This is a genomic window from Plantactinospora sp. WMMC1484 (assembly GCF_049315195.1).
Taxonomy (GTDB): domain Bacteria; phylum Actinomycetota; class Actinomycetes; order Mycobacteriales; family Micromonosporaceae; genus Plantactinospora.
Map to the genome: position 1 here is coordinate 5,113,616 of NZ_CP186055.1, position 21,247 is coordinate 5,134,862.

General features: G+C 72.1%; 22 protein-coding genes. 5 read left to right on the forward strand and 17 right to left on the reverse strand.

What is annotated here, in order from left to right:
* Positions 1-25: 25 nt before the first annotated feature.
* The 9 genes from ACN28C_RS22380 to ACN28C_RS22420 all read right to left on the reverse strand — a co-directional run bounded on the left by ACN28C_RS22380 (position 26) and on the right by ACN28C_RS22420 (position 5,296).
* A complete protein-coding gene (locus ACN28C_RS22380) occupies positions 26-379 on the reverse strand; it encodes a VOC family protein (protein WP_422769486.1) in 354 nt (117 codons plus the stop codon).
* Positions 380-459: 80 nt separating this feature from the next.
* On the reverse strand, positions 460-1,014 hold the full coding sequence (locus ACN28C_RS22385; protein WP_422769487.1) for a hypothetical protein: 555 nt from the start codon (positions 1,012-1,014) through the stop codon (positions 460-462).
* Between the two features lie 33 nt (positions 1,015-1,047).
* A complete protein-coding gene (locus tag ACN28C_RS22390) occupies positions 1,048-1,245 on the reverse strand; it encodes a hypothetical protein (protein WP_422769488.1) in 198 nt (65 codons plus the stop codon).
* Between the two features lie 79 nt (positions 1,246-1,324).
* On the reverse strand, positions 1,325-1,522 hold the full coding sequence (locus tag ACN28C_RS22395; protein WP_422769489.1) for an RCC1-like domain-containing protein: 198 nt from the start codon (positions 1,520-1,522) through the stop codon (positions 1,325-1,327).
* Between the two features lie 482 nt (positions 1,523-2,004).
* Positions 2,005-2,454 (reverse strand): hypothetical protein, encoded by a 450-nt coding sequence (locus ACN28C_RS22400; RefSeq protein WP_422769490.1) that lies wholly within the window; start codon positions 2,452-2,454, stop codon positions 2,005-2,007.
* A 1,247-nt stretch (positions 2,455-3,701) separates the two neighbouring features.
* Positions 3,702-4,028 (reverse strand): DUF1048 domain-containing protein, encoded by a 327-nt coding sequence (locus tag ACN28C_RS22405; RefSeq protein ID WP_422769491.1) that lies wholly within the window; start codon positions 4,026-4,028, stop codon positions 3,702-3,704.
* A 1-nt stretch (position 4,029) separates the two neighbouring features.
* Positions 4,030-4,434, reverse strand: coding sequence for a DUF1048 domain-containing protein (locus tag ACN28C_RS22410; protein ID WP_422769492.1), 405 nt, complete (start codon positions 4,432-4,434; stop codon positions 4,030-4,032).
* On the reverse strand, positions 4,383-4,709 hold the full coding sequence (locus ACN28C_RS22415; RefSeq protein WP_422769493.1) for a PadR family transcriptional regulator: 327 nt from the start codon (positions 4,707-4,709) through the stop codon (positions 4,383-4,385). The genes ACN28C_RS22410 and ACN28C_RS22415 overlap by 52 nt, the downstream gene beginning before the upstream one ends.
* Positions 4,710-4,828: 119 nt before the next feature.
* The gene (locus ACN28C_RS22420) at positions 4,829-5,296 is read right to left on the reverse strand and encodes an HNH endonuclease (RefSeq protein WP_422769494.1); all 468 of its coding nucleotides are present in this window, start codon (positions 5,294-5,296) and stop codon (positions 4,829-4,831) included.
* Between the two features lie 74 nt (positions 5,297-5,370).
* On the opposite strand from ACN28C_RS22420, the gene ACN28C_RS22425 reads away from it, so the two are divergent.
* A complete protein-coding gene (locus ACN28C_RS22425) occupies positions 5,371-6,366 on the forward strand; it encodes a tyrosine-type recombinase/integrase (protein WP_422769495.1) in 996 nt (331 codons plus the stop codon).
* An 87-nt stretch (positions 6,367-6,453) separates the two neighbouring features.
* On the opposite strand, the gene ACN28C_RS22430 is transcribed toward ACN28C_RS22425, so the two are convergent.
* On the reverse strand, positions 6,454-7,629 hold the full coding sequence (locus ACN28C_RS22430; RefSeq protein WP_422769496.1) for an erythromycin esterase family protein: 1,176 nt from the start codon (positions 7,627-7,629) through the stop codon (positions 6,454-6,456).
* Between the two features lie 90 nt (positions 7,630-7,719).
* On the opposite strand from ACN28C_RS22430, the gene ACN28C_RS22435 reads away from it, so the two are divergent.
* Both ACN28C_RS22435 and ACN28C_RS22440 read left to right on the forward strand, forming a co-directional pair.
* Positions 7,720-8,472 carry a TioE family transcriptional regulator gene (locus ACN28C_RS22435; protein WP_422769497.1) on the forward strand — a complete coding sequence of 251 codons (753 nt, stop codon included), beginning with the start codon at positions 7,720-7,722 and terminating at the stop codon, positions 8,470-8,472.
* A gap of 89 nt (positions 8,473-8,561) precedes the next feature.
* On the forward strand, positions 8,562-9,662 hold the full coding sequence (locus tag ACN28C_RS22440) for a GlxA family transcriptional regulator (RefSeq protein WP_422769498.1): 1,101 nt from the start codon (positions 8,562-8,564) through the stop codon (positions 9,660-9,662).
* Here ACN28C_RS22440 and ACN28C_RS22445 read toward each other — a convergent pair.
* Positions 9,588-10,160: a hypothetical protein gene (locus ACN28C_RS22445; protein WP_422769499.1), complete on the reverse strand. Its 573-nt coding sequence runs from the start codon at positions 10,158-10,160 to the stop codon at positions 9,588-9,590. The genes ACN28C_RS22440 and ACN28C_RS22445 overlap by 75 nt on opposite strands.
* Positions 10,161-10,316: 156 nt before the next feature.
* On the opposite strand from ACN28C_RS22445, the gene ACN28C_RS22450 reads away from it, so the two are divergent.
* Together ACN28C_RS22450 and ACN28C_RS22455 are read left to right on the forward strand one after the other, a co-directional pair.
* Entirely contained in the window at positions 10,317-11,078 is a 762-nt protein-coding gene (locus tag ACN28C_RS22450; RefSeq protein ID WP_422769500.1) for a class I SAM-dependent methyltransferase, read from the forward strand.
* Between the two features lie 70 nt (positions 11,079-11,148).
* A complete protein-coding gene (locus tag ACN28C_RS22455; protein ID WP_422769501.1) occupies positions 11,149-11,892 on the forward strand; it encodes a class I SAM-dependent DNA methyltransferase in 744 nt (247 codons plus the stop codon).
* A 39-nt stretch (positions 11,893-11,931) separates the two neighbouring features.
* Here ACN28C_RS22455 and ACN28C_RS22460 read toward each other — a convergent pair whose 3' ends face one another.
* The 6 genes from ACN28C_RS22460 to ACN28C_RS22485 form a co-directional block, all read right to left on the reverse strand.
* Positions 11,932-12,876, reverse strand: coding sequence for an alpha/beta hydrolase family esterase (locus tag ACN28C_RS22460; RefSeq protein WP_422769502.1), 945 nt, complete (start codon positions 12,874-12,876; stop codon positions 11,932-11,934).
* Positions 12,873-14,561: a hypothetical protein gene (locus ACN28C_RS22465; protein WP_422769503.1), complete on the reverse strand. Its 1,689-nt coding sequence runs from the start codon at positions 14,559-14,561 to the stop codon at positions 12,873-12,875. Before ACN28C_RS22465 ends, ACN28C_RS22460 begins: the two co-directional genes overlap by 4 nt.
* 64 nt (positions 14,562-14,625) lie before the next feature.
* Entirely contained in the window at positions 14,626-15,567 is a 942-nt protein-coding gene (locus tag ACN28C_RS22470; protein ID WP_422769504.1) for a hypothetical protein, read from the reverse strand.
* Positions 15,564-16,313: an alpha/beta fold hydrolase gene (locus ACN28C_RS22475; protein ID WP_422769505.1), complete on the reverse strand. Its 750-nt coding sequence runs from the start codon at positions 16,311-16,313 to the stop codon at positions 15,564-15,566. Before ACN28C_RS22475 ends, ACN28C_RS22470 begins: the two co-directional genes overlap by 4 nt.
* Entirely contained in the window at positions 16,310-16,612 is a 303-nt protein-coding gene (locus ACN28C_RS22480; RefSeq protein ID WP_422769506.1) for an acyl carrier protein, read from the reverse strand. The genes ACN28C_RS22475 and ACN28C_RS22480 overlap by 4 nt, the downstream gene beginning before the upstream one ends.
* Before the next feature lie 18 nt (positions 16,613-16,630).
* Entirely contained in the window at positions 16,631-21,238 is a 4,608-nt protein-coding gene (locus tag ACN28C_RS22485; protein WP_422769507.1) for a beta-ketoacyl synthase N-terminal-like domain-containing protein, read from the reverse strand.
* Positions 21,239-21,247: the final 9 nt, after the last annotated feature.

Below are 21,247 nucleotides of genomic sequence, written 5' to 3' on the forward strand. Positions count from 1 at the left end.
CGGACGGTCTCGGTGCAGGATCCCGTCAGGTCGGGGCGAGGACGCAGAACTCGTTGCCCTCCGGGTCGGCGAGGACGATCCACGGGACATCGGCCTGGCCCACATCGGCGGGTGTCGCGCCGAGCTCCTTCAGGTGCGCGACCAACTCCGTCTGATGGGCCGCGGAGGTGGCGGCGAGATCGATGTGCACGCGGGTCTGCACTGTTTCGGGGTCCGGGACGGCGATGACATCGAGGCAGACGGCGGCGTCGGGGTCCGTCCAGACGAAGCCCACCGGCGCAACGCTTGTCGCACCGGCGCCCGAGCTGGAAAGGTTCCAGCCGAGCGCCTCCGCCCAGAACCGGCCCAGGGCCGAGTCGTCCCGAGCCTTGACGTTCACCTGAACAAGTCGTAGCGCCGTGCCGCCAACCCTAGGCGGTGGCGAGGTGGGCGGGGATCAGCGCGAATTGCTGGGCTCCGTCAGAGATCCGTAAGCTCTGGGTGACGTTCTGCCGAACAGGGCCTGCGGGCGGTTCGTGGTCCTGGGCTGCCTCGGGCGGTTCGTTGCTGTCGGCGGCGCTCCCCAGGTAGACACCTTGCGAGGCCGCCGACCTGATCCACGTGACCCTGCTCGGCCAGCGGATTCTGTCCCGGGCCCGCTGACGACACGGGGGGGTGCGCCGGTCCGGAGACCGGCGCCCCCCGTCGGAGCGGATCTGTGCGGGTGGTGATCAGGTTGGCCGTCGCGGGCGCCAGCGAGTAGTCGTTGCCGGCGGCGATCGCGGTGACCCTCTTGCCGGCGAGTGATGCCGGGACGGTCGCCTGCCCGTATTGGTCCCAGCCCCAGGCCGTGACGGTGCCGTCGTCGGTCAGCGCCAGCGAGTGTGCGCCGGAGGCGGCAACGGCGGTCACCCGCTTGCCGGTCAGCGAATCCGGAACGTCCCTCTGCCCATAGCCGTTGTAGCCCCAGCCGGTGATGGTGCCGTCTGCGGTCGGCGCCAGCGAGTGGTTGGAGCCGGCAGCGATCGCGGTCACGGTCTTGCCGGTCAGCGACTGCGGAACGATCGACTACCCGGAGGAGTCGGAGCCCCAGCCGGCGACGGTGCCGCCGACTCCCGAGGGTGGGACGCCGACCGGCGCCGCCGTGGCCACCGCGGTCCCCCCGACCATGACCAGCGCGCTGGCCGCCGTGGCCACGGTCGCCCGCAGCACCCGGAGCGACCGGTTCGCGGCGCCGGCACCCGGTGGCCCGATTGTCACCTTCACTGAAAATTCCTTTCCTTTGCGTCATACAGATTGGGTCACGTCGATCCCGAATGATCGGGGCCGTGGAGAGTACGGCGGACTACGACGTTGGCCCGACCGGATGGTGGAGGAGCAGCGAGTTGTCGTAACTGGCGTCGATCCGGACAACCCCACTGGCGGTCGGGCCGGTCGCCTGCCCCGCGCTGTCGGCGCCCCAGGCGGTGATGCTGCCGTCGGAGGTCAGTGCCAGGGTGAAGTGGCTGCCAGCGGTGATCGCGGCCACTGTCGTGCCGGTCAACCCTTTCGGGGCGGTCGTCTGCGCCCAATGGTCGCCACCCCAGCAGCCGATCTCGGTGTCCGTAATGTTCCATTCACTGGAGTCGCCCTCTATTCGTGTCACGGGGCTGTGACGGGGGAAAGTATGGGCGAACGCGGCAAGGGAGACTTGAGGAACGTCTGAGGATTGCCTTGGCAGATCATCAGATGCGGACGTGACCTGGCGCCACGAATCCCGGGGCGAAGGGGAGCGAACGGTGCCGACGCCGGCCATCAACGAGGTAGGAGCAGCCCCAGCGGAGGTATCTGGGCTGAACGGAGTCCCCGACCTCAGATGCGGCGCTCATCCTGCGAGATCCAGCGTCTCCGCGTCCGCGCTTGTGATCTTCAGAGGTCTGCGGCGCTGAATCTTCGTCGGTACTTGGCGCAGTGGGCGGCAGGGGCGGACGAAGATGGGAGATCGAGTAGCGGGAGCGGCCGTTCCCGGCCGAGGCCGCCCTCCAGTCACAGTTGAGCGACGATGCTTCCGGCGGCGTCGCGGCCGATGACGGCAGTGATGTCGGCGAGTTTCATGCCGTCGCGTTCGGGGCCGCTACGGGGAAGCCACACCGCGTAGGCGCCGACCCGGCGGTCACCGGTCGCAGGTAGCGGGTGAACGGTGCTTGTGGCGGTCTGACCGAACATGGTCACAGAGACGCTGGTGATGCCGCCGCGTACAGTTCCGACCAGGATGATCTCCTGCTCCTGCGGGTCCGGGGGCAGGGTGTAGGGCTGCGGCTTGTCGGGCAGTAGTGGTGGACCGATGGTGTCCAGAGCCGCTGGCGCCGGGTCGCAGAAGATCGTCTCGGTTACCCGGTCATCCCTGTGCCCGCCTGTGTGGGCGGCGCGTACGCAGAACGAGCCCTGGGCCGCCAACCAGGCGGAGGTCTCCCAACGTGCGCGTGTGTCCAGCACGACGGGCTGCCCGACGGCTGGCGGGTGGTGCTCCGGGGCTGATGGTTCCGCTGCTGTGCAGCCTTGCAGGGCTGATAGTGCTGCTGCGGCGACCAGGAGGATTCGAGAGCGCATATGCCCAATTATTCCGGTTGAAGGTCCCTGCGGCGGCCGGTGGCCGCCGCAGGGACCTGATGTCGTTTGTGTCAGCAGAAGCAGGCGTATTGCCAGCCGATGCGGTAGTTCAGCCAGACGCTGCTGGTCTCGTCCACGGGGCTCTGAAGGTGCTGGCGCCTGACGCGACGCGGAGGTCGTCATCGCCGCCAGCGCTGCCACCGTGCCATTCCACCTTGTGGTTCGACCGGCCCCACGTCACGTCCCAGCCGTCGTCACAGAGCTGCACGGTGTAGGTGATCTCGGTGTAACCCTTGGTCAGCTCCTTGCCGCCGCCGAGCACCCCGGTGCCCCAGCCGCGTGCCGTCCCGGAGCCTGCGCCGTACCAGGCATCGGGATCTGACGCCTGGACGTCGTAGAACTTGTAGCAGCCGGACCATTCGTAATCGGGGTCCGGGTAGTTGTCCTCGCTGTAGACGCAACCGGAGCCCAGTATTGGGGGCTCGGCGAGGAGATTCCCCCCTTGTCGTTGTGCCTCCTCCTTGGCGGGTTCTTACCAACGCCCCGATCTCACAGGGTCTGGGCAGCACCCCTCACCGGCAGCAGGCCGACCATCCGACGTGCTAGAGCTAGACGCAGCCGTACTCAGGCTGGCAGCGCCTTCTGTCGATGAGGCACCACAGCCGGCTGCACCAGCCGGCCGTAGGCCCGGCCGGACGTGGCGGCCGGCTCCTCGGCCGGCCCGGCGGGGCCGCAGCTCCACCTTGTGCGCTTGGCGCAACCTCACCAAACATGCGCAACAATTATCGTATTACTAATACCGGTATTCCGATAATCGGCCAAAACGCAGGAGAAGCCGGACTGAGGAGCCCCTTGCGCGGAGTACATCCTAATGACAGTTCTTGGGCGTAAGGCATGAGGATGGTGTAAGACTTCATCCTCGTTGCCGCCAGCGAGCCGGGCGGCGCGCTGCTGATGCGCTGCCGTACCGTGCGGGTCGAGCCGCCTTGGCCGTCGGCGGCTCGACCCGCACGTGCGCTTCTTGCTGCACCGGGCCGAGCGGGGGGCGCTGGCCACTCGGACTGCCGCCTCAGGGCCGGCAGCCTGCCGGATCTTTGCGGGTTGCGCCCCGCCGAGATGATGGGCGGTGGGTGTTACTTCTCGTCCGTGCCGGCGCTTCCGCTGATGGACTCCTGGTAGACGTCCGCATAGGTGCGCGAGTCCTTGACCAGGTCGTCGCAGAAGGCGGCGACGTCGTTGCCGATGAGTTGCAGAACCCCCTTGCCGGCCGCGACGCCCTCCTCGAAGAAGTCGACGATCCCGGGGAGCAGGCCGCCGTCAACCAGGTCGACCGGGCCGACCTTGAACAGGTATCTCTGCATCTCCTTGTAGACGATCTGGTAGTCCGGCGGGAGCGCCTTGACCCGGGCCACGTGCGCCCGCCACTGCTTCTTGCCCTCGATGATGTCCTGGATGCCCACGTCAGCCTCCCAGCCGGCCCAGTTTTCTTGCGACGTTTCTGTTCAACTGCTCGCGCCACCGGTCGCGATAGGTCCGGGCCCCCTTCCCGCCGGCCAGCGCCGTGCAGAAGCCCGGGATGTCGTCGCCGAACACGTCGTGGATGCTCTGCCCGTCCGCCGATGCTTCTTCGAGCAGCCCCAGGGCAGCGTCGAGGATCGGCATCAGGTTGCGCCCGGTGAAGTCTCCGTACGGGAAGAGGTGGCTGACGATCTGCCCCCACGCCGCCTGGTAGTCGGCCGGCAATGCCGCCGCCCGGGCTTCGAACGCCTTCCATTCCCTGGTGAGATCGCTGCCCGTGATCCGCTCCCAGAAGTTCATCGCCTGCCCTCCCTGAGCCTGTTGATGCGTGTTGAGACGTACTGCCATTTCGCCCAGAATGTTGCGAGTTCCTCGCGCCCCGCGTCGTTGAGCGCGTAGAACTTGCGCGGCGGGCCCACCTCGGATGGTCGTTTCGTCACCTGGACGAGTCCGTTCTTCTCCAGCCGCAACAGGATGGTGTAGACCGTCCCCTCGACGACATCGGCGAAGCCGAGCTCGTTCAGGCGGCGGGTGATGGCGTACCCGTAGGTCTCCTCGCCGCCGATGATCTCGAGCACGCAGCCCTCGAGCGTGCCCTTCAGCATCTCCGTCAGATCCTCCATCGCGGCTCCTCGTCGACCCTTCTGGTACCTCGTACCACCGAGTACCACTACACGGTATCACTGAGTAGCGCGTCGAGACCAGCCCCTCGGCCACCTGACCGCCGGATCGGCGGTCGGCGTCAATCCGGTGCGCGGCCGTAGCTGGCGCGGCCCTCGGCAACCTGCCGGGCCTGCCGTTCGCGCCACCGCTTCTGCGCGTCGGCGTTGCAGCGCCGGCAGACCCTGCGGTAGCGGCCGGTGCGGGCGTCCATCTCCCGGTCGTGTCCGTTGCGGCACCGAGGTTGCTGTCTGCGGCCGCGGCAGTTCTCGGCATGACCGACCTGGCGGAGGTGGGTCGGCTCGATGCAGTCCGGCACACCGCAGACGTGCACGACGTCCAACTCGGGATCGTAGTTGCCGACAAAGACAACATAGGCGGCGATGTGCGCCCAGGCCCGACCCGCCACCTTCTGCGGCACACCGCGCCGGCCGCCGTACCCACGCACGACGAGGCAGCCGTCCTGGCTGCGCGTCGAGCGGTCCAGCAGGTACGTCCGGAGCGTCTCCTCGGAGAAATGGCGGGACAGGCCCCTGATCTGGGAGAGCACGTCGGGAGGATATCGGGCACCTGTCCGGGCGCGCCTCGGCGCGAGGCCGCACATCACCTGAGAGGCTTTCTCGCATGCCGTCTTCCGAGGTCGTGCCCCGCCGGTCGAGCAGCCCCGCGCTGGCGGCCGCCGGATTCGTCGACTTCACCGAAGCCTGGCTGGAGAACCGGCGGCTCTCCGCCTACACCCGGGACGCGTACCGGCGGGACGTCGCCGGCTGGCTGAACTGGTGCGGGAGCCGGGACGTCGATCCGCTGCGGGCCACGTTCCTCGACGTCAACGCGTACGCCCGGCAGTTGGAGGCGACGCTGGGAGCCCGCAGCGGCCGCCCGCTGACCCCGGCGACGGTCGCCCGCCGGCTCTCCGCCCTGTCCAGTTGGTACGAGTTCCTGGTCAAGCTGCGCGCCGTCGACGCCAATCCGGTGGCCGCCGCCGACCGCCCGCGGGTCGACCGCGACCACTCCGCCACCGTCGGGTTGACCGCCGACGAGGTCGATGCGCTGGTGGCCGCGGCCGAGGCCGACACCGGACCGACCGCCATCCGGAACCGGGCCACCATCGCACTGCTGGCCGATCTGGGGCTGCGGGTCGGCGAGCTGATCTCGCTCGACCTGACCGACCTGGGAACCGAGCGTGGGCATCGCAGCATCCGCTTCGTCGGCAAGGGAGGCAAGGTCCGGCGCCGCGCCCTCACCCCCGGCACCGGGTACGCCCTGGACGCCTATCTGGCCGCCCGGGCCGCCGCCCAGGGGCTGGGCGTACCGGAGTTGACCGGTCCGCTGCTGGTCACTGCGACCGGTGCCCGGCTGGACCGCAATGCGGTGTTCCGGCTGGTCCGTCGGCTGGCCCGGGCAGCCGGCATCCAGGCCTGGGCGATGCTGTCACCGCACTCGCTGCGGCACGCGTTCGCCACCACCGCCCGAGCCGAAGGGGTGTCCCTGGAGGACGTGCAGGATGCGATGGGACACGCGGACCCGCGCACGACCCGCCGCTACGACCGGGACCGGCACAACCTCGACCGCGATCCCGCGTACGTCATCTGGTCGGCCCGGGCCCGGCGGCGCGGCTGACAGCACGGGATCGGCGCCTGCGCGGGCTGGAGTCGTTTCGCTCCTACCGGCCGGCCGCCGGCCCCGCCTCGGCGTCGCGCCCGGGTGTCAGCCCGGTCGCCCCAGCCTGACGACCTGTTTGAGGAAGACGACGCCGTCGATCATGTCGAGCTGGGCCGGGTCCAGGGGGAAATAGGCGAAGTCGTCGGAGACGCGCGGGGCGGGTGTGGTGACGGCCCGGGCCAGGCGGCGGGCGTCGACGAGAGAACGGTCCCACGGAAGCGTGCAGAGGATGCCCTCGACCGTGTCCGGGGACGGGATGTCGTCGCCGGTCGTGCCGAGGGCGGAGGCCAGGAAGGCGTAGCGGTCGCCCAGTTGCGTCGCGGCGATCGCTCCCGCGCTCCACCACTCCAGCCGCTGGTCACCGAAGGGCATGACGCTCCTGTGCCGTTGCAGGTGCAGGTTGGCGGCGTAGACCAGGGCCGGGCCGTGCGCGGCGACGGCACACAGGTTGGCGGCCATCATCGCGTCCCGCAGCGCCGACAGTCGGGTCCAGCGCGCCGGGGACGCGTCGGCCATCCAGTAGTGGTAGCGGAGCAGGCCGGTGGCGGTGCGGCCGTACAGCGCCGCCCGCTCCCGGTCGGCCGCGCTCAGCTGGGGCGCCTGCGTGTCGAGCAGCGCCACCAGGTCGTCGGCGACGAGTCGCAGTCGCTGGGCGTCGGCGGAGCGGCCGATCGACCGGGACGGATCCGTCGCCGTGGCCTCGTTCGACCACCGGTCGTCCGGGCCCAGCAACGCGTCGAGGGTCTCGCTGGTCACCACGGTCCGGGGAAGCGGGCCGTCGAGGAGGGCGTGGAGGCCGGTGAGTGCCTCGCGCGGGCTCGCCGCCCAGTACTCCAGCGGGCCGTCGAACCCGAAGAACCGTAGCTTCTCGTCATGGTCCTCGTTGTACGCCCGCATCCAGCGCACCAGGTCGCGGTTGGCCGGTGAGGTGCCGAAGCCGTGGCTGAAGCCGCGTTCCATGACGTCGTCGAGCGTGCCCGCGCCGGTCGTGAGGTAGTCGTCCACCGCGAGGCCCCTCAGACAGTCGCTCTCGATGGCGAACGACCGGTAGCCCTCGTGCTCGACCAGATACCGGAAGATCTCGTTGCGCAGCTCGCCCAGTTCCCCGACGAAGTGCCGGGCCTCGCCCAGGCCGAGCAGCAGGGGGCGGGCGGGAAGCGACTCCAGCAACGTCGAAACACCCGCGCCGTCGAGCGGCCGGGCCGTGTCCCTGATATCCATGCTGTCAACGCTATCGTTGAACCAACGGTGTAAAGTTTTCCGGAAAATCTCCGCTCCGAGCGCGATGGACCTTCAATCGGTGGTGTATCCATGAGGCCGGTGGACCTGGCGCGCGAGCACGGCCTTTCCACCCAGGCGGTCAGGAACTACGAGGACGCCGGCATCCTGCCCGCCGCCGCACGCACTCGCCACGGCTACCGCACCTACACGCCACTGCACGCGCAGGCGCTGCGCGCGTTCCTGGCGCTCGTGCCCGGGCACGGGCACCGGACGGCCACGTCGATCATGCAGGCCGTCAACCGGGGCGCCACCGAGGATGCGCTGCGGCTCATCGACACCAGCCACGGCCAGCTCCTCGACGACCGCGGCACCCTCCAGTCCGTCGAAGCCGCGCTCCGCGACCTGGCGCGTGTGCCCCAGGCACGCGGCGAGCGGGCACGCGGCGGCGACACGTTCATCGGCCCGCTGGCCAGGCGGCTCGGCATCCGCCCCGCCACCCTGCGCAAGTGGGAGAACGCCGGGCTGGTCCGGCCGCGCCGCGATCCGCAGACGGGCTACCGGGTCTACGGTGCGGCCGACGTACGGGACGTCCGGCTGGCCCACCAGCTCAGGCGGGGTGGCTACCTGCTGGAGCAGATCGCCCCGCTGATCGACCAGGTTCGCTCCGCCGGAGGCGTCGCACCCCTGGAGTCGATGCTGCGCGACTGGCACGCCCGCCTCTCGGCCCGCGGCCGCGCCATGCTCACCGGCGCCGCCGCGCTGGACACCTACCTCCGCTGCCGGGCCGTCGACGACGACCACGCCGGCTATGTTCCGGAGGGCGCCGATGCGGCAAGCTGGTGACCGTGAACGCCGGGGAAACGCGGAACGGCATGACAGCGGTCGATGGCGGCAGTCGTCCGCCGGCCACGGACGGCCCACCGGGGGAGGTTGTGAGCCTGCCGGCGGAGGGGCCGAGGACCATCGTGGTCGTCGGCTATCCCGGCGCCGAACTGCTGGACATCGCCTGCCTGACCAGCACCTTCGACTACGCGAACCGGGCCGGCCGGCACTACCGGATCCTGGTCGTGTCGCCCGGCGGGCAGCCGATGCCCTGCCAGTCCGGGCTGGTCCTGAATGCGCAGGCACCGATCGAGCGGCTGCGCGGCCCGATCGACACCATCATCGTCGCCGGTGGGGAGGGAGCGGTGGACGCCGCCGAGGACGATCGGCTGGTCGCGCACGTACGACGGCTGGCCCGGGAGACCCGGCGGATCGCCTCGGTCTGCACCGGCGCCTGGATCCTCGCCGCGACGGGACTGCTGGACGGTCGCCGGGCCACCACGCACTGGATGTTCGCCGACCTGTTCGCCGCCCGGTACCCCGCCGTCGAGGTCGATCCGGCGCCTATCTACCTGCGGGAGGGGGACGTCTCCACCGCCGCCGGGGTCACCAGCGCCCTCGACCTGGCGTTGGCCTTCGTCGAGGAGGACCTCGGCGGCGAGGTGGCCCGGCACGTGGCGCGCGGGCTGGTGACGTACCTGCAACGGCCGGGCAACCAGGCCCAGATGAGCATGTTCCTCGCGGCGCCGGCACCCGACGACGATCTGGTCCGCGACCTCGTCGCGCTGATCCGCGGGACACCCGACGCCGACCTCGGCCTTGCCGCGCTGGCAGCCCGGGCGTCGGTGAGCGAACGGCACCTCACCCGGCTCTTCGTCGCACACCTGGGGCAGACCCCGGCCCGGTACGTCCGGACGGTGCGCCTGGAAGCGGCGGCCCAGTTGCTGGTGTCGAGCCGGCTGCCGCTCGCCCGGGTCGCCGCCCGCTGCGGCTTCACCTCGGCCGAGGCGCTCCGGCAGGCCTTCGTCGACCGGTACGGTGTCACCCCGTCGCGCTACCGGGCGAGTTTCGCGACCGGGCCCGACCGGCGGCGATCCCCGAGCCGAGCGGGCGAACGGCGCGCCGGCCGCCGGCGGTCATCCGAGCGCCGCGAGGACCAGGAAGCCGAGGCCGAGCGGCACGTCCAGCAGCATGCAGGCCTCCGCCAGTGACTGCGGGACCACGGCGTTGCGCCGGAAGTGGACGGCGTCCCAGATGGCGTGGGCCGCGAGCACCAGGCCGACCAGTACCGCGCCGACGCGCGGGGCGAGGAGGAGACCGGTCACCGCGAGCCCGCCGTAGGCGGCCACCGCCGCCGTCTGCGCACCGAGGAGCGGGTACGACACCCGGCCGGCCAGACCCACGACCACCAGGACGGCCGCGGCGACGCCGGCGACGACCCACCAGGGCAGCTCGAACAGTGCGCTGGCGACCATCACCACGCTGAAGCCGGGGACCGCGGCCCAGGCGACCCAGGGCCGGGCCAACGCGGCGGCACCGAGATAGCAGAGGGCCGCCGCGCCGACGGTGATCGCCACGGTCTGCCGATCCGGCCCGGTGGCGAGGACGATGACGGCGGCGGCCAGCCCGAGCGCACTCGGCCAGCGGTGCGGGATCACCGACCGGTGCGACGTGCCACTGCGGGCAGCGGAGGATGTCGAGGAATGCATGCGCCTGACGGTCCCCGGCCGGACCGGCGGCGTCGAGGTCCCGGCCCTCGGCTGGTCCGGAATCCTGGGGTGCCGGTCCGGTTGCGCATCGGGTGCCGGTCCGGCCCCGCACCAAATCCCGTCGCCGCGGTGGTCGACGGTGGCTACGGTCATCTGGTGCCCGATGCGATCTTCGCCCACCCGCGTCTCGCACCCCTCTACGACGCCTTCGACGGCGAGCGCGACGACCTGGGCGCCTATCTCGCGATCGCCGACGAGGTGGCCGCGAACGTCGTGCTCGACGTCGGTTGCGGGACCGGATCCCTGGCGATACTGCTCGCCGGCAGCGGCCGTACGGTGGTGGGCGTCGACCCGGCCGAAGCGTCGCTGGCGGTCGCGAGGCGCAAGGATCCGGCGGGGAGGATCCGCTGGATCCACGGTGACGCCGCGGCGGTGCCGGCGCTCGACGTTGACCTGGTGACGATGACCGGCAACGTCGCCCAGGTATTCCTGACCGACGGCGACTGGGTGCGGACGCTCCGGGGCATCCACGCCGCGCTTCGCCCGGACGGCCATCTCGTCTTCGAGACCAGGCGGCCAGAACGTCGCGCCTGGCAGGAGTGGGCGGCGGAGACCGAGCCGATCACCGTCGACATTCCCGGCACCGGGCCGGTGGAACGCCGTCTCGAGGTCACCGACGTCAGCCCGCCCTTCGTCTCCTTCCGGTACACCTACCGGTTCCTGACCGACGGTGCGGTCGTCACGTCGGACTCCACCCTGCGGTTCCGGGGCCGCGACGAGGTCGAATCGAGCCTGTCCGGCACCGGCTACCGGGTTCTCGACGTACGGGAGGCAGCCGATCGCCCGGGTCGGGAGTTTGTCTTCGTCGCCGCGCGATCACCGGGCCACCGTCCCGGTCCAGCGACCCGACCGGCGTGACGCCAGGTCTCCCGGGTTCCCGCCGATATTCGTTGGACACCGGGCCGGCGGGGTCGCGATCGTGGGCGGCATGCGACAGGAGGAGATCTGGGACGCCGAGGCCGCCGAGCGCTACGACACCCCGGGCACCGGCATGTTCGCCCCCGAGGTGCTGGAGCCGGCGGTGGAGCGCCTCGCCGGACTCGCCGGCGGCGGCCCGGCACTGGAGTTCGCCATCGGGACCGGCCGGATCGCCGTCCCGCTCGCCGCACGCGGCGTGCCGGTCACCGGCATCGAACTGTCCCGGCCGATGGTCGAGCAGCTGCGGAGGAAGGCCGACGAGTCGACGATCCCCGTGATCATCGGCGACATGGCGACCGCCACCGCTCCGGGGGCGTACCCGCTCGTCTACCTGGTCTACAACACGATCTCCAACCTGCTCACCCAGGCCGAGCAGGTCGCGTGCTTCCGCAACGCCGCCCGTCACCTGCTGCCCGGCGGCCGGTTCGTCATCGAACTCTGGGTGCCCGAGCTGCGCAAGCTTCCGCCCGGCCAGTCGGCGGTGGTCTTCGGAACCGGGCCCGGCTACATCGGCCTGGACACCTACGACCCGCTGCGCCAGCAGGTGGTGTCGCACCACTTCGGCTTCGACGACAGCCGGCAGGCGCAGGTGTTCCGCAGCCCGCACCGCTACATCTGGCCGGCCGAACTGGACCTCATGGCCCAACTGGCCGGGCTCGAACTGGAGACCAGGCACGCCGACTGGGCCGGCACCGACTTCACCGCCGAGTCCCGGTCCCACGTCTCCGTCTACCGCCGGCTCCCGGAGCGCTGACCGGGGCGGCACTCAGGTCCTGCCGTTGACGCGGGACCGCTACGGCCGGGGATGCGCGTGCAGGAAGCGCCAGATCGTCTCCGTCGCGTCCAGCGCGGTGGATGGTTCGTCCAGGCCGAGCCGGCGGGCCACCGGACCCGGCGGCCGCGAACCGGGCCACTGGTGTCCGGCCCCGGCGATGGTGACCAGTTCCACGGCCCGCCCGTCCGGGCAGGTCGACACCGCGCGGGTGACCGGCCCGGACGTGCTGCGCTGCGGCGCGGCGCATCCGTCGACGCGGCGCCAGGTGTCGACCACGGTCGGGATCGGTGGGCCGTCGATCCTGGCCGGGTTCGGGCCGGTGCCGTCGTTGTCGCGCCGGCCCGGGCCGCCCCCGTACGGGATGGTGCGGTCCGCCGTGCCGTGAATGTGGATCACGGACGTGGGCGCGGGGTCGTCGCAGGGGCCGAGCATCGTCGCCGACACCACCCCGATCGCCGCGAACGGCTCCGTGTCGCAGGCCAGCCGGTAGGCGAGCATGCCGCCGTTGGAGATGCCGGCCGCGTAGACGCGGGTGGGGTCGACCGGCAGCCGGGCGGAGATGGTGTCGACCACCCGTGCGACGAACGCCACGTCGTCGACCCCGTCGCGGGCCGGTGGGCCGCAACAGCCGTCGCTGACCGCCCACGCGTGGTTGAGGCCGTCCGGGTAGGCGACCACGACGCCGTCCCGGTCCGCGACGGCGTTCCAGCCGTACGAGGACTCCGCCTGCCTGCCGCCGCCGAGCGCACCGTGCAGCATCACGACGAGCGGGACCGTTCCGGCGGAGGGCAGGGAGCCGGGCCGGTACACCCGGAACGTCCGCTCCCGCCCGTCCACCGTGATCGTGTGTGCCGACGAACCCTCCGGCAGGGGCGGCGACGGTGCAGGGTCCGGCCGCCCGGGGTCGCACCCCGAGCAGAGCAGGACCACGGCCGCCGCCGCCACCCAACGGAGACAGGTCATCTACAGTCCATGGTCAGCTTGAGCAGCTCCCAGCCGCCCTCCGGCACGTCGTCGTCCGGATCGGTGCGCAGGTTCATCGGGTTGGCCATGCCGAGATAGAGCGTGGAGCCGGAGGCCACCATGTTGCGGATGCCGTAGTTGAGGTAGTTGCCCAATCCTGCCTTGTCGACGGCCCGGGCCGGCCGGTGCGGCGAGTCGAAGACGTAGAGGTCACCGCCGTAGGTGGGAGGTGGCGCGTTCCCGCCGCCGGTGCCCTCGTTCATCTCCTTGGCCAGGTAGCTCCAGTCCATCGTGGCGACGAAGAGCTTCCCCTGCGCCACCACCATCTTCCAGGTGTAGTTGAGGAACCGCTCGCCGAAGCCGGACGGTCCGTACATCGGGGTGTATCCGGTCGGGGCGGCCGCCCACGCGCCCGCGCCGTCGGCGGCCGCCGGGTCGTACGCGGGCAGTTGTGCGGCGCCGTAGAGCAGATCGACCTTCTCCCTTCGGCCGCCGAGGTCCCGGCCGCGGAAGATGGAGATCGCCCGCTGGGTGTTCTCGATCGCGGCCCGGGTGCCGGCCTCGTCCTTCGGAGGGTAGAGGGTCATGTGCGTGGTGGTCGCCTTCAGCGGCACGTGCATGGTGCCCCAGTAGAGGTAGCCGCCGTAGGAGGCGAGCCCGCCCAGCGCGTAGGTGTGCGCCGTGACGATGTCGGGCTCGTACTCGGCCACCGACCACACCTGGGTCCACCCGTCGGCGTCCGCGGGGTTGAGGCCGGGCCGGCCGGCGGAGAGCGGCGGGCTCATCCACACGCTCGCGAGCCTGCTCGGTGCCGGGGCGTCGTCGGCGGCGGCGCCGGAGGCGGCCGGGCCGGGCCAGGTGCTGACGAAGATTCGACCGTCATGGACGGCCAGGTCGGCGGGCTGTGCGGGGAGGTCGGCCACGGAGACGAACGCGAACGGGTCGGACTTGCCGCCGGTCCACCGCAGCACGTGGCCACCCTCGCCGCCGTTGCCACCGACACCGACACCGGCGTACAGCGCGCCGCCGGTGACCAGGAAGTGCCGGATGTTGCCGTACTCCGGGAAGTTCTTCGCCCCGAGGAAGGCGCCGGTGTCGGCGTCGAAGGCGAACATGTTCATCGTGGCGTTGATCCCCGGACCGGCGAAGAAGACGACGCCCCGGTGGCTGCCGGCCGCCCGGATCCCGGCGGTGCCCTGCAGGAGCTGCAGTCCGGTCGGGGACGCGGTCGCCGCCGACGTCTTCTCGGTCAGCCTCCGGTGACGCAGGTCGTACTGGTACAACCGGGGCATGCGGTGGTCGCCGAGGTAGGGCGGCAGGTTCGGGTTGCGCTTGGCGATCTGGCTCTCGCCGTACTCGCAGACCCAGTCGTCGTTGAGGGAGGGGTTCTTGGCGTCGAGGGTCCGTCCACTGGTCAGGCAGTGCAGGTTCGCCCCGGTGCCGAACCACAGGTGGTTGCCGGTCAGCGTGATGCCCCAGACGTATGCCTGGTTCACCTTTGGCTGGCCCTCGGCGCAGGGCGGCCCGGCCGGGTAGGGCTGGCCGACGCCGTCGAAACACTCGTCCGGCTGGGCCTTCGCGAGCAGCTCGAACCGGAACTCGGGTGGTCGGCCGGCGGCGACCGGCGTGGCGCCGAGCGGAGTGACCACCAGGACGGTCACGACCGCGGCAAAGAGTCTCTTCAACGAATGTCCTCTCCTCAGACGTGTCACGGAACCAGGCATGTCGCGGAATCAGCGTGTGGCGGGATCAGGCGCGTACCGGGACACCGACACGGCCGGCCACCTGCGCGGCCCAGCCGTCGGGGTCGTCGAGCTCCAGGAACCGGCCCAGGCGGGTCAGCTCGGCCACGGGCGCCTCGACGAGGTCCTCGTAGCGCATCGTCAGCAGGTGTTCGGGTCGTGCGTCGCCGATCGCCTGCTCGGCCTGGGCGGTCATGAACGCGCAGAGGCCGAGGTAGCGGCGCACGTCGCGGCCCCGCTCGCGGAGTGCGTCGGCGGTCAGCCGCTCGGGCAGGTAGCGCTCCAACGCCGCCGGCACGGCGGTCTCCGGGGTGACCCGGAACGGGTCCAGCCCGTACCGGCCGAGCGACTCCACACGCAGCTGGATGAGCTGGAACGAGGGGTGCCGGCTCATCGACCGGGCCGTCTCCTCCCAGTTCCGGGTCAGGTGGACGACCTTCGCGCCGGGGAAGCTGCGGAGCAGGTACGGCGCCACGTAGCTGGACCCACCGGAGCGTTCCACCCACCGGCGCCGGCCGCCGAGCGTGGTGAGCAGGTCCAGGAACGCCTGATGGTGCCGCGAGACCCGTTGGCGGGGGAACGCCGGCACCCGCTCGGCGAGCGCGTCGAAGAGCCGGTCCGGATCGGCGGTGAGCTTCGAGAGGGTGATCGCGAGGATCCACGGCAGCCGGGTCAGGTCTGCGCCCCACCGGCCGCCGCTCGGGTAGTGCACCTCCTTCGGCGGCATGCCGATCCGGAACAGGGCGGCAAGGTCGGGTTTGGCGCAGCTCAGCAGCGCCCAGTAGTCGGCGCCGGAGACCTCCTCGTCGTCCGGCGCCAGCAGCGCGGCCGTCATGAAGAACTCCTGCACCGACAGCGTGCCCTGATCGGTGTGCAGCAGGTCGGAGAGGAGCGTCGACCCGCACCGGCCGGTGCTGATGATGATCGCGCGGTCCGGCGCCGTGGTCATCGCCCCACCTCCTGCGGGGTGTGCCGGAGCAGCCAGGGCAGCACCACCTCGCGTACCGTCTCCGGCCGGTCGACGAGGAGCGAGTGCCGTTCGCCGGGTACGACCACCACCTCGGCGTGCGGCAGCAGCCGCCGCACCTCCGGCGCCAGCTCGCCGACCCGGGAGTGACCGCCGTAGACGCAGAGCACCGGGCAGTCGATCGCGGCGATGCGCGCGTCGCCGGGCAGCCGGCTCGCCGGCAGCTCCCGGGCCACACTCGTGGTCCCGACGAAGTCACGGGCGGCCGCCAGCCGGCGGCCGGGCTGGGCGGCCTGGCTCAACCGGTACGCGATGCGGAGGAACCAGGCCTGCGTCGGCGGTGCGGACTCGATGGTGGTGATCGTGGCCACCGCCTCGGGTCGGCGGATCGCGTAGCCGAACGCGATCGTGCCGCCGAAGGAGTTGCCGAGCAGGTGGACCGGGCCGGTGACGTCGAGCGCCACCAGCAGCGCGTCCAGGTCGTCGACGAAGTCGTCCAGGGTGTAGCCGGTACGGGGCCGCTGGGTGCGCCCGTGCCCACGCAGGTCGTAGGTCACCACCCGCAGCCCTGCGTCGGCGACCGGCTTGGCCAGGGTGAAGTACCAGCTCGCCAGCGTGTCGCCGGCCATGCCGTGGATCATCACGGCCGTGGGCGGGGCGGGCCGGTCGCCGGCCGGCGGAAGCTGCGCGACGTGCACGGCGATCCCGTTGGCGCGGACGGAGTTCATGCCGGCACCCGGTCCGGGTCGGCTTCCGACAGCGCCTTGGCGATCACGTCGACGAGCTGACCGACCCGCAGGTCGCGTACCGATTCGATGTCGAGGGCGGCGACGAACTGCGCGAGGTTGACGGCGTTGCCGTAGCGGGCCTGGAGGCGTCCGGCGAGTGCGACGATGTCGATGCTCTCCATCTCCAGGTCGTACCGGAAGGTGGTCTCCATGGTGATGTCGTCCTCGGCGGCGTCGCCGAGGACCGCTCGCAGCATGTCGGCGACCTCCGCGAGGATGCTGGCCTGCTCCGCGCCCATCTGCACTCGTCCCTTCTGCTACTCACGACCGGTGGGGAGGGGTCCCCATGTCCAACCGACGGCGTACCGCCGGGGCGGCAGGTCGTCGGGGTTGTGCACGATGCGATGTCCGACCTGGTAGGCGTGTCCCGCCAGCTCGACGGTGAGCGCCTGCGGCGTCGCCGCCACGACCTGCGGCCGGCGCGGGCCTCCGGCGGGTTCGATGCCTCCGGCGGGTTCGATGCCTCCGGCCCTGCCGGCGGCCCGCTTGGCCACCCGGAAGCGGGCGAACCACTCCGCCGCGTCGCCGCCGAGGGAGGCCAGCAACGACCTCTCCTGCGCGGAGAGTGCGGTGTGGACGGTGTCGGCGGGGTGGTCGGCGATCTCGGCGACGTCGATCCCCACGCCCGGCGCTCCGGGCGGCGTGCCGGGCTCGCGCGCCCTGGCGATCGCCACCCCGATCTCGCCGGTGTAGGCCAGGGAGATGTCGCATGCCCGGTAGTCACGCATCGGCGACGTCCGCATCCGGGGTCGGCCGTCCGGTTCGTCGGTCACGGTCAGCTCGATCGGATAGACGGTGCGGTGGCCGTCCTCCCAGAGCCGGAACCGCACCGCGTCCTTGGCGGCGATCCGGCCCAGCAGCCACCCCTTGCGCTCGGCGGGCGGCTGCCGCTCGTAGTCGGCGTACCGCGCGTTGCCGAGGACGGCACGTGCCGCCATGCCCCGGGTGACCAGGTCGGTCCAGCAGTCGAACGCCATCGCCCAGCCCTCCGGTTGCCGTAGCGACATCGGATAGCGCTCGGGGAAGCGTTCGGCCGGCTTGGCGGTGTGGTGGCTGTCGAACCGCCGGTCGAGGATGCCGTCGATCTGCGCCCACACCCGTCCCTCGACCACGAGCTGCGCGGCGGCGACGATCTGGGCGTCGTCGATCGATTCGATCCGCGCCACGCACTCGACGAGGGTGCCTGCCGCCGGTGCCGGCCCGAAGAAGCGTACGTGGCCGAGGCCGACCGGCAGTGCGACGGTGCGGGAGTGCTGGGTGGCGACGAGCCAGTTGCCGATCACCTGGAGGGCGTTGTCGAGCAGGCCGCCCGGCGGGGTGGGCGTGGTGAGCAGGCCACGCACGTGTCGGTCGCCGAGCGCGTGTACGGCGGTGACGGCCTGGAAGAGCGGCCCGTGGAACATGAGGCGGTCGGCGTACATCTCGGCGGCGCTGACCGGGGTCGGCCACTCGGTGGCCGGGTCGTGCTCCCAGACCTCGGGCGGGACGGTCGGGTGGTCGGGGGCGACCTCGACCGTGGCGCGCGCGTACTGGCCGAGTTGCACCGACATCCGTCCCGGTCCGGTCGGCGTCACGGTGATCGTGATGTCCTGCGGCGGTGCGGCGATGATCCAGCGGTTGAACCGGGCGTCCCGGACGGCGACCGCCCGCTTCCCGGGTGCGGCCGCCTCCGCGGCGTCCATCATGTGCTGTACGACGGTGGTCGCGGGCACGACCGGCCACCGGTCCTCCAGGTCCGGCCAGTCGTCGGGCTGGACGAAGAAGCAGTGGTCCCGCAGGTACGGCATCGTCTCCACGCTGGCCCGCAGCACGGTGCGGTACGCCTGGGCCGGTGCCGCCGGTGCCGCCGGTGCCGCCGGTGCCGCCGCCGGCCCGGGCGCGGGCCGTGTCGGCCCGGGCGCGGGCCGTGTCGGCCCGGGCGCTTGCGGGGCCGGGGGGCGCGCCGCGGCCTCCAGCACGGTGACGGCGCTGCCGGCCGTGTCGCGCAGCAGGGCGGCCAGCTCGGCGGCGGCACTCGACCGGCCGGCGAGCCGGTCCAGCGTGGAGAGCGCCCCGTCCGCGACCGGCTCGCCAGTGCGCGCGGGCACCGGCTCGCCGGTGCGCGCCGGTGCCGGCCCCGTGGGGGACGCGGGCGGCGCGCCGCTGCCGAGCAGCCCGCTCGCACCCTCGCCGAGGGTGACCAGCGAGCCGCCGAGGTCGAGCGTGAGCACCGGACCCGTCCGGGCCGGACGCGCCGGCGTCGATGTCGGTGTCGGGTCGAGCGCGGCCAGGTCCGGGGCGGCGCCCTCGACCCAGAGCGCGGTCGCGACCCGGCGCAGCTGGTTGAGGCCGCTGCGGTGCGGCACGTTGACCGGCATCGCGAGATGGTCGCGCCCGCGCAGGTTGTCGGCGATCAGCGAGGCCAGCTGGCCGGTGCCGACCTGGAGGAACACCCGCACGCCCGCGTCGTACATGGCGGCGACCAGTGCGCGGAACCGTACCGGTTCGAGCATGTGCCGCACGAAGATCTCCTGGACCTGCTCCGGCTCGGGTGGGAACGGCGCCGCGACGGTGGCCGACCAGACCGGTACCCGGGGCCGGTGCACGTCGCTGCGGCGCAGCGCGTCACCGATCGCCCGCAGGCCGGTGGCGAACCTCGGGGTGTGGAACGCCGAGCGGAACGGCAGCTTCTGGCAGAGCACGTTCTCCGCGCGCAGCGCCTGCACGAGGCGGTCCACCTCGGGCTCGGGGCCGTTCACGATGCACTGCGAGGGCGTGTTGTCGTGCGAGAGCACCAGCTCGGAGTGCCGGTCGAGCAGCGGTCCGACCCGCTCCGCCGGTGCGCCGGCCACCGCGAACGCGTAGCCGGAGACCTCCACCGACGCCGCGTCGAAGAGCGCCAGGAACTCGTCCATCGACGATGCGCTGACCTGCCCGGTGGTGGCCGCCGCCGCCCATTCGCCGATGCTGTAGCCGGCGACCGCGTCCGGGCGAATGCCGATGCGGCCGAGCGCCTGGTCGAAGAGCTTGCCCACCTCGATGACGCCGGCGCCGTGCCGACCCAGGTCCAGCGCCGACCAGTCGCGGTCGGCGAGCCCGAAGCGGGCGGCGACGTCGCGGGTCCGGGGTGCGAACTCGGCCTCCAGGCCGGGGAAGACGAACGCCAGCCGGCCCGGCCCGGAATCGCCGAGCAGCGGTTCCGGGCTGAACCAGACGTCCCGGGCGCCGCGCCACGCGCTGCCCGTGGCGACCGCGCGGCGGGCGACGGCGAGCCGCCGCTCGTCCGGCCCGACCACACCGAGCCGGCACCGCCCGCCGGCGGTGACCGCCGCGCTCGCGCTCAGGCCGGCCCCACGCACCGCGGCGTCGTCGGCGTCGAGTAGCCGACCGAGCGCCGCCGGATCGGGCGCGGCCAGCCAGAGCACCTGGTCCGGCTCGTCGACGGCGACCCCGCCGGCGGGTACGCCCGCGCTGGAGCCCCGGCCGTTCGCGCTCTGCGGCGCCTGTTCGAGTACGACGTGCGCGTTGATCCCGCCGAAGCCGAACGCGTTGACGCCGGCCCGCCGGGGACCCGCAGACTCCCACGGCTGCGCGGCGGCGATCGGGGCGAACCGGGTCTGTTCCAGTTCCGGGCGCGGCGCGGCGCAGTGCAGGGTGGGAAGCAGCACGCCGTGGTGGATCGCGAGCGCCGCCTTGATCAGCCCGGCGATGCCGGCGGCCGGCATGGCGTGCCCGATCATCGACTTGACCGAGCCGATCACCGGCCGGGGTCCGCCCCGGTGGGGTCCGAAGACCTCGGCGACGGTGGCGAGTTCGGCGGCGTCCCCGGTGGGGGTCGCGGTGCCGTGCGCCTCCAGCAGCCCGAGCGCGTCGGGCGCGGCCGGGTCCAGGCCCGCCGCGGCCCAGGCCCGCCGGATCGCCAGCACCTGGCCGGCCGTGGCCGGGTTGAACATGCTCGCCGCGCGCCCGTCGCTGGAGGTGCCGCTGCCGCGTACCACCGCGTAGATCCGGTCGCCGTCGCGCACCGCGTCCGCCAGCCGCTTGAGGACGACGATCCCGGTCCCCTCGCCGATCAGCAGGCCGTCGGCCGAGGCGTCGAAGGGCCTGATCTGGCCGCGCCGGGAGAGGGCGCCGAGCTGGCTGAAGACCGACCAGAAGCTGATGTCGTGCGTGTGGTGGACGCCGCCGGCGAGGACCGCGTCCAGCCGCCCGCCGTCAAGCTCCCCGATCGCCTGGTCGACGGCGAGCAGTGACGAGGCGCAGGCGCCGTCGATGGTGTAGGCCGGGCCGCGCAGGTTGAGCCGGTTCGCGACCCGGGAGGCGGCCAGGTTCGGCACGATGCCGATGGTGCCCTCCGGCTGGTGCCGGCCGAGCCGCTCCTCGAACCGGCGCCGCACCAGGTCGATCCGCTCCGGCTCGACGTCGGGCAGGACCTCGCGGAGGACCTGGACGAGTTGGGTGGGCACCCGCACCCGGGTGGCGTACCGGGCCTGGGCCGGGCTGAGCGTGCCGCCCCGGCCGAGGATGACGCCCACCCGGTCACCGGCCGGCATCCGGTCCGGGCCGCCCGCGTCGTCGATGGCGGCGGCGGCGACCCGCAGCGCGATGAGCTGGTCGGGCTCGATGTCGCCGACCGACGCCGGCATGATCCCGAACCGGAGCGGGTCGAAGGTGGCCAGTTCGTCGACGAAGCCGCCGCGCCGGCAGTAGAGCCGGTCCGGCCGGTGTGCCTCGTCCGGGTCGTAGAACGCCGGATCCCAGCGCTGCGGCGGCACGTCGGTGATCGCGTCGACGCCGTCGACGAGGTTGCGCCAGTACGCCTCCAGCGTGCCCGCCGAAGGCATCAGCGCCGCCATCCCCACGATGGCGATCTGGTGTCCGGTCACTGTCCCGCC

Coding starts and splice junctions, on each gene's coding strand:
- ACN28C_RS22470 (WP_422769504.1), bottom strand. CDS start 15,567: ATGACCACGGCGCCGGACCGCGCGATCATCATCAGCACCGGCCGGTGC.
- ACN28C_RS22460 (WP_422769502.1), bottom strand. CDS start 12,876: ATGACCTGTCTCCGTTGGGTGGCGGCGGCGGCCGTGGTCCTGCTCTGC.
- ACN28C_RS22410 (WP_422769492.1), bottom strand. CDS start 4,434: ATGGCAGTACGTCTCAACACGCATCAACAGGCTCAGGGAGGGCAGGCG.
- ACN28C_RS22435 (WP_422769497.1), top strand. CDS start 7,720: ATGAGGCCGGTGGACCTGGCGCGCGAGCACGGCCTTTCCACCCAGGCG.
- ACN28C_RS22430 (WP_422769496.1), bottom strand. CDS start 7,629: ATGGATATCAGGGACACGGCCCGGCCGCTCGACGGCGCGGGTGTTTCG.
- ACN28C_RS22425 (WP_422769495.1), top strand. CDS start 5,371: ATGCCGTCTTCCGAGGTCGTGCCCCGCCGGTCGAGCAGCCCCGCGCTG.
- ACN28C_RS22455 (WP_422769501.1), top strand. CDS start 11,149: ATGCGACAGGAGGAGATCTGGGACGCCGAGGCCGCCGAGCGCTACGAC.
- ACN28C_RS22445 (WP_422769499.1), bottom strand. CDS start 10,160: ATGCATTCCTCGACATCCTCCGCTGCCCGCAGTGGCACGTCGCACCGG.
- ACN28C_RS22415 (WP_422769493.1), bottom strand. CDS start 4,709: ATGGAGGATCTGACGGAGATGCTGAAGGGCACGCTCGAGGGCTGCGTG.
- ACN28C_RS22475 (WP_422769505.1), bottom strand. CDS start 16,313: ATGAACTCCGTCCGCGCCAACGGGATCGCCGTGCACGTCGCGCAGCTT.
- ACN28C_RS22480 (WP_422769506.1), bottom strand. CDS start 16,612: ATGGGCGCGGAGCAGGCCAGCATCCTCGCGGAGGTCGCCGACATGCTG.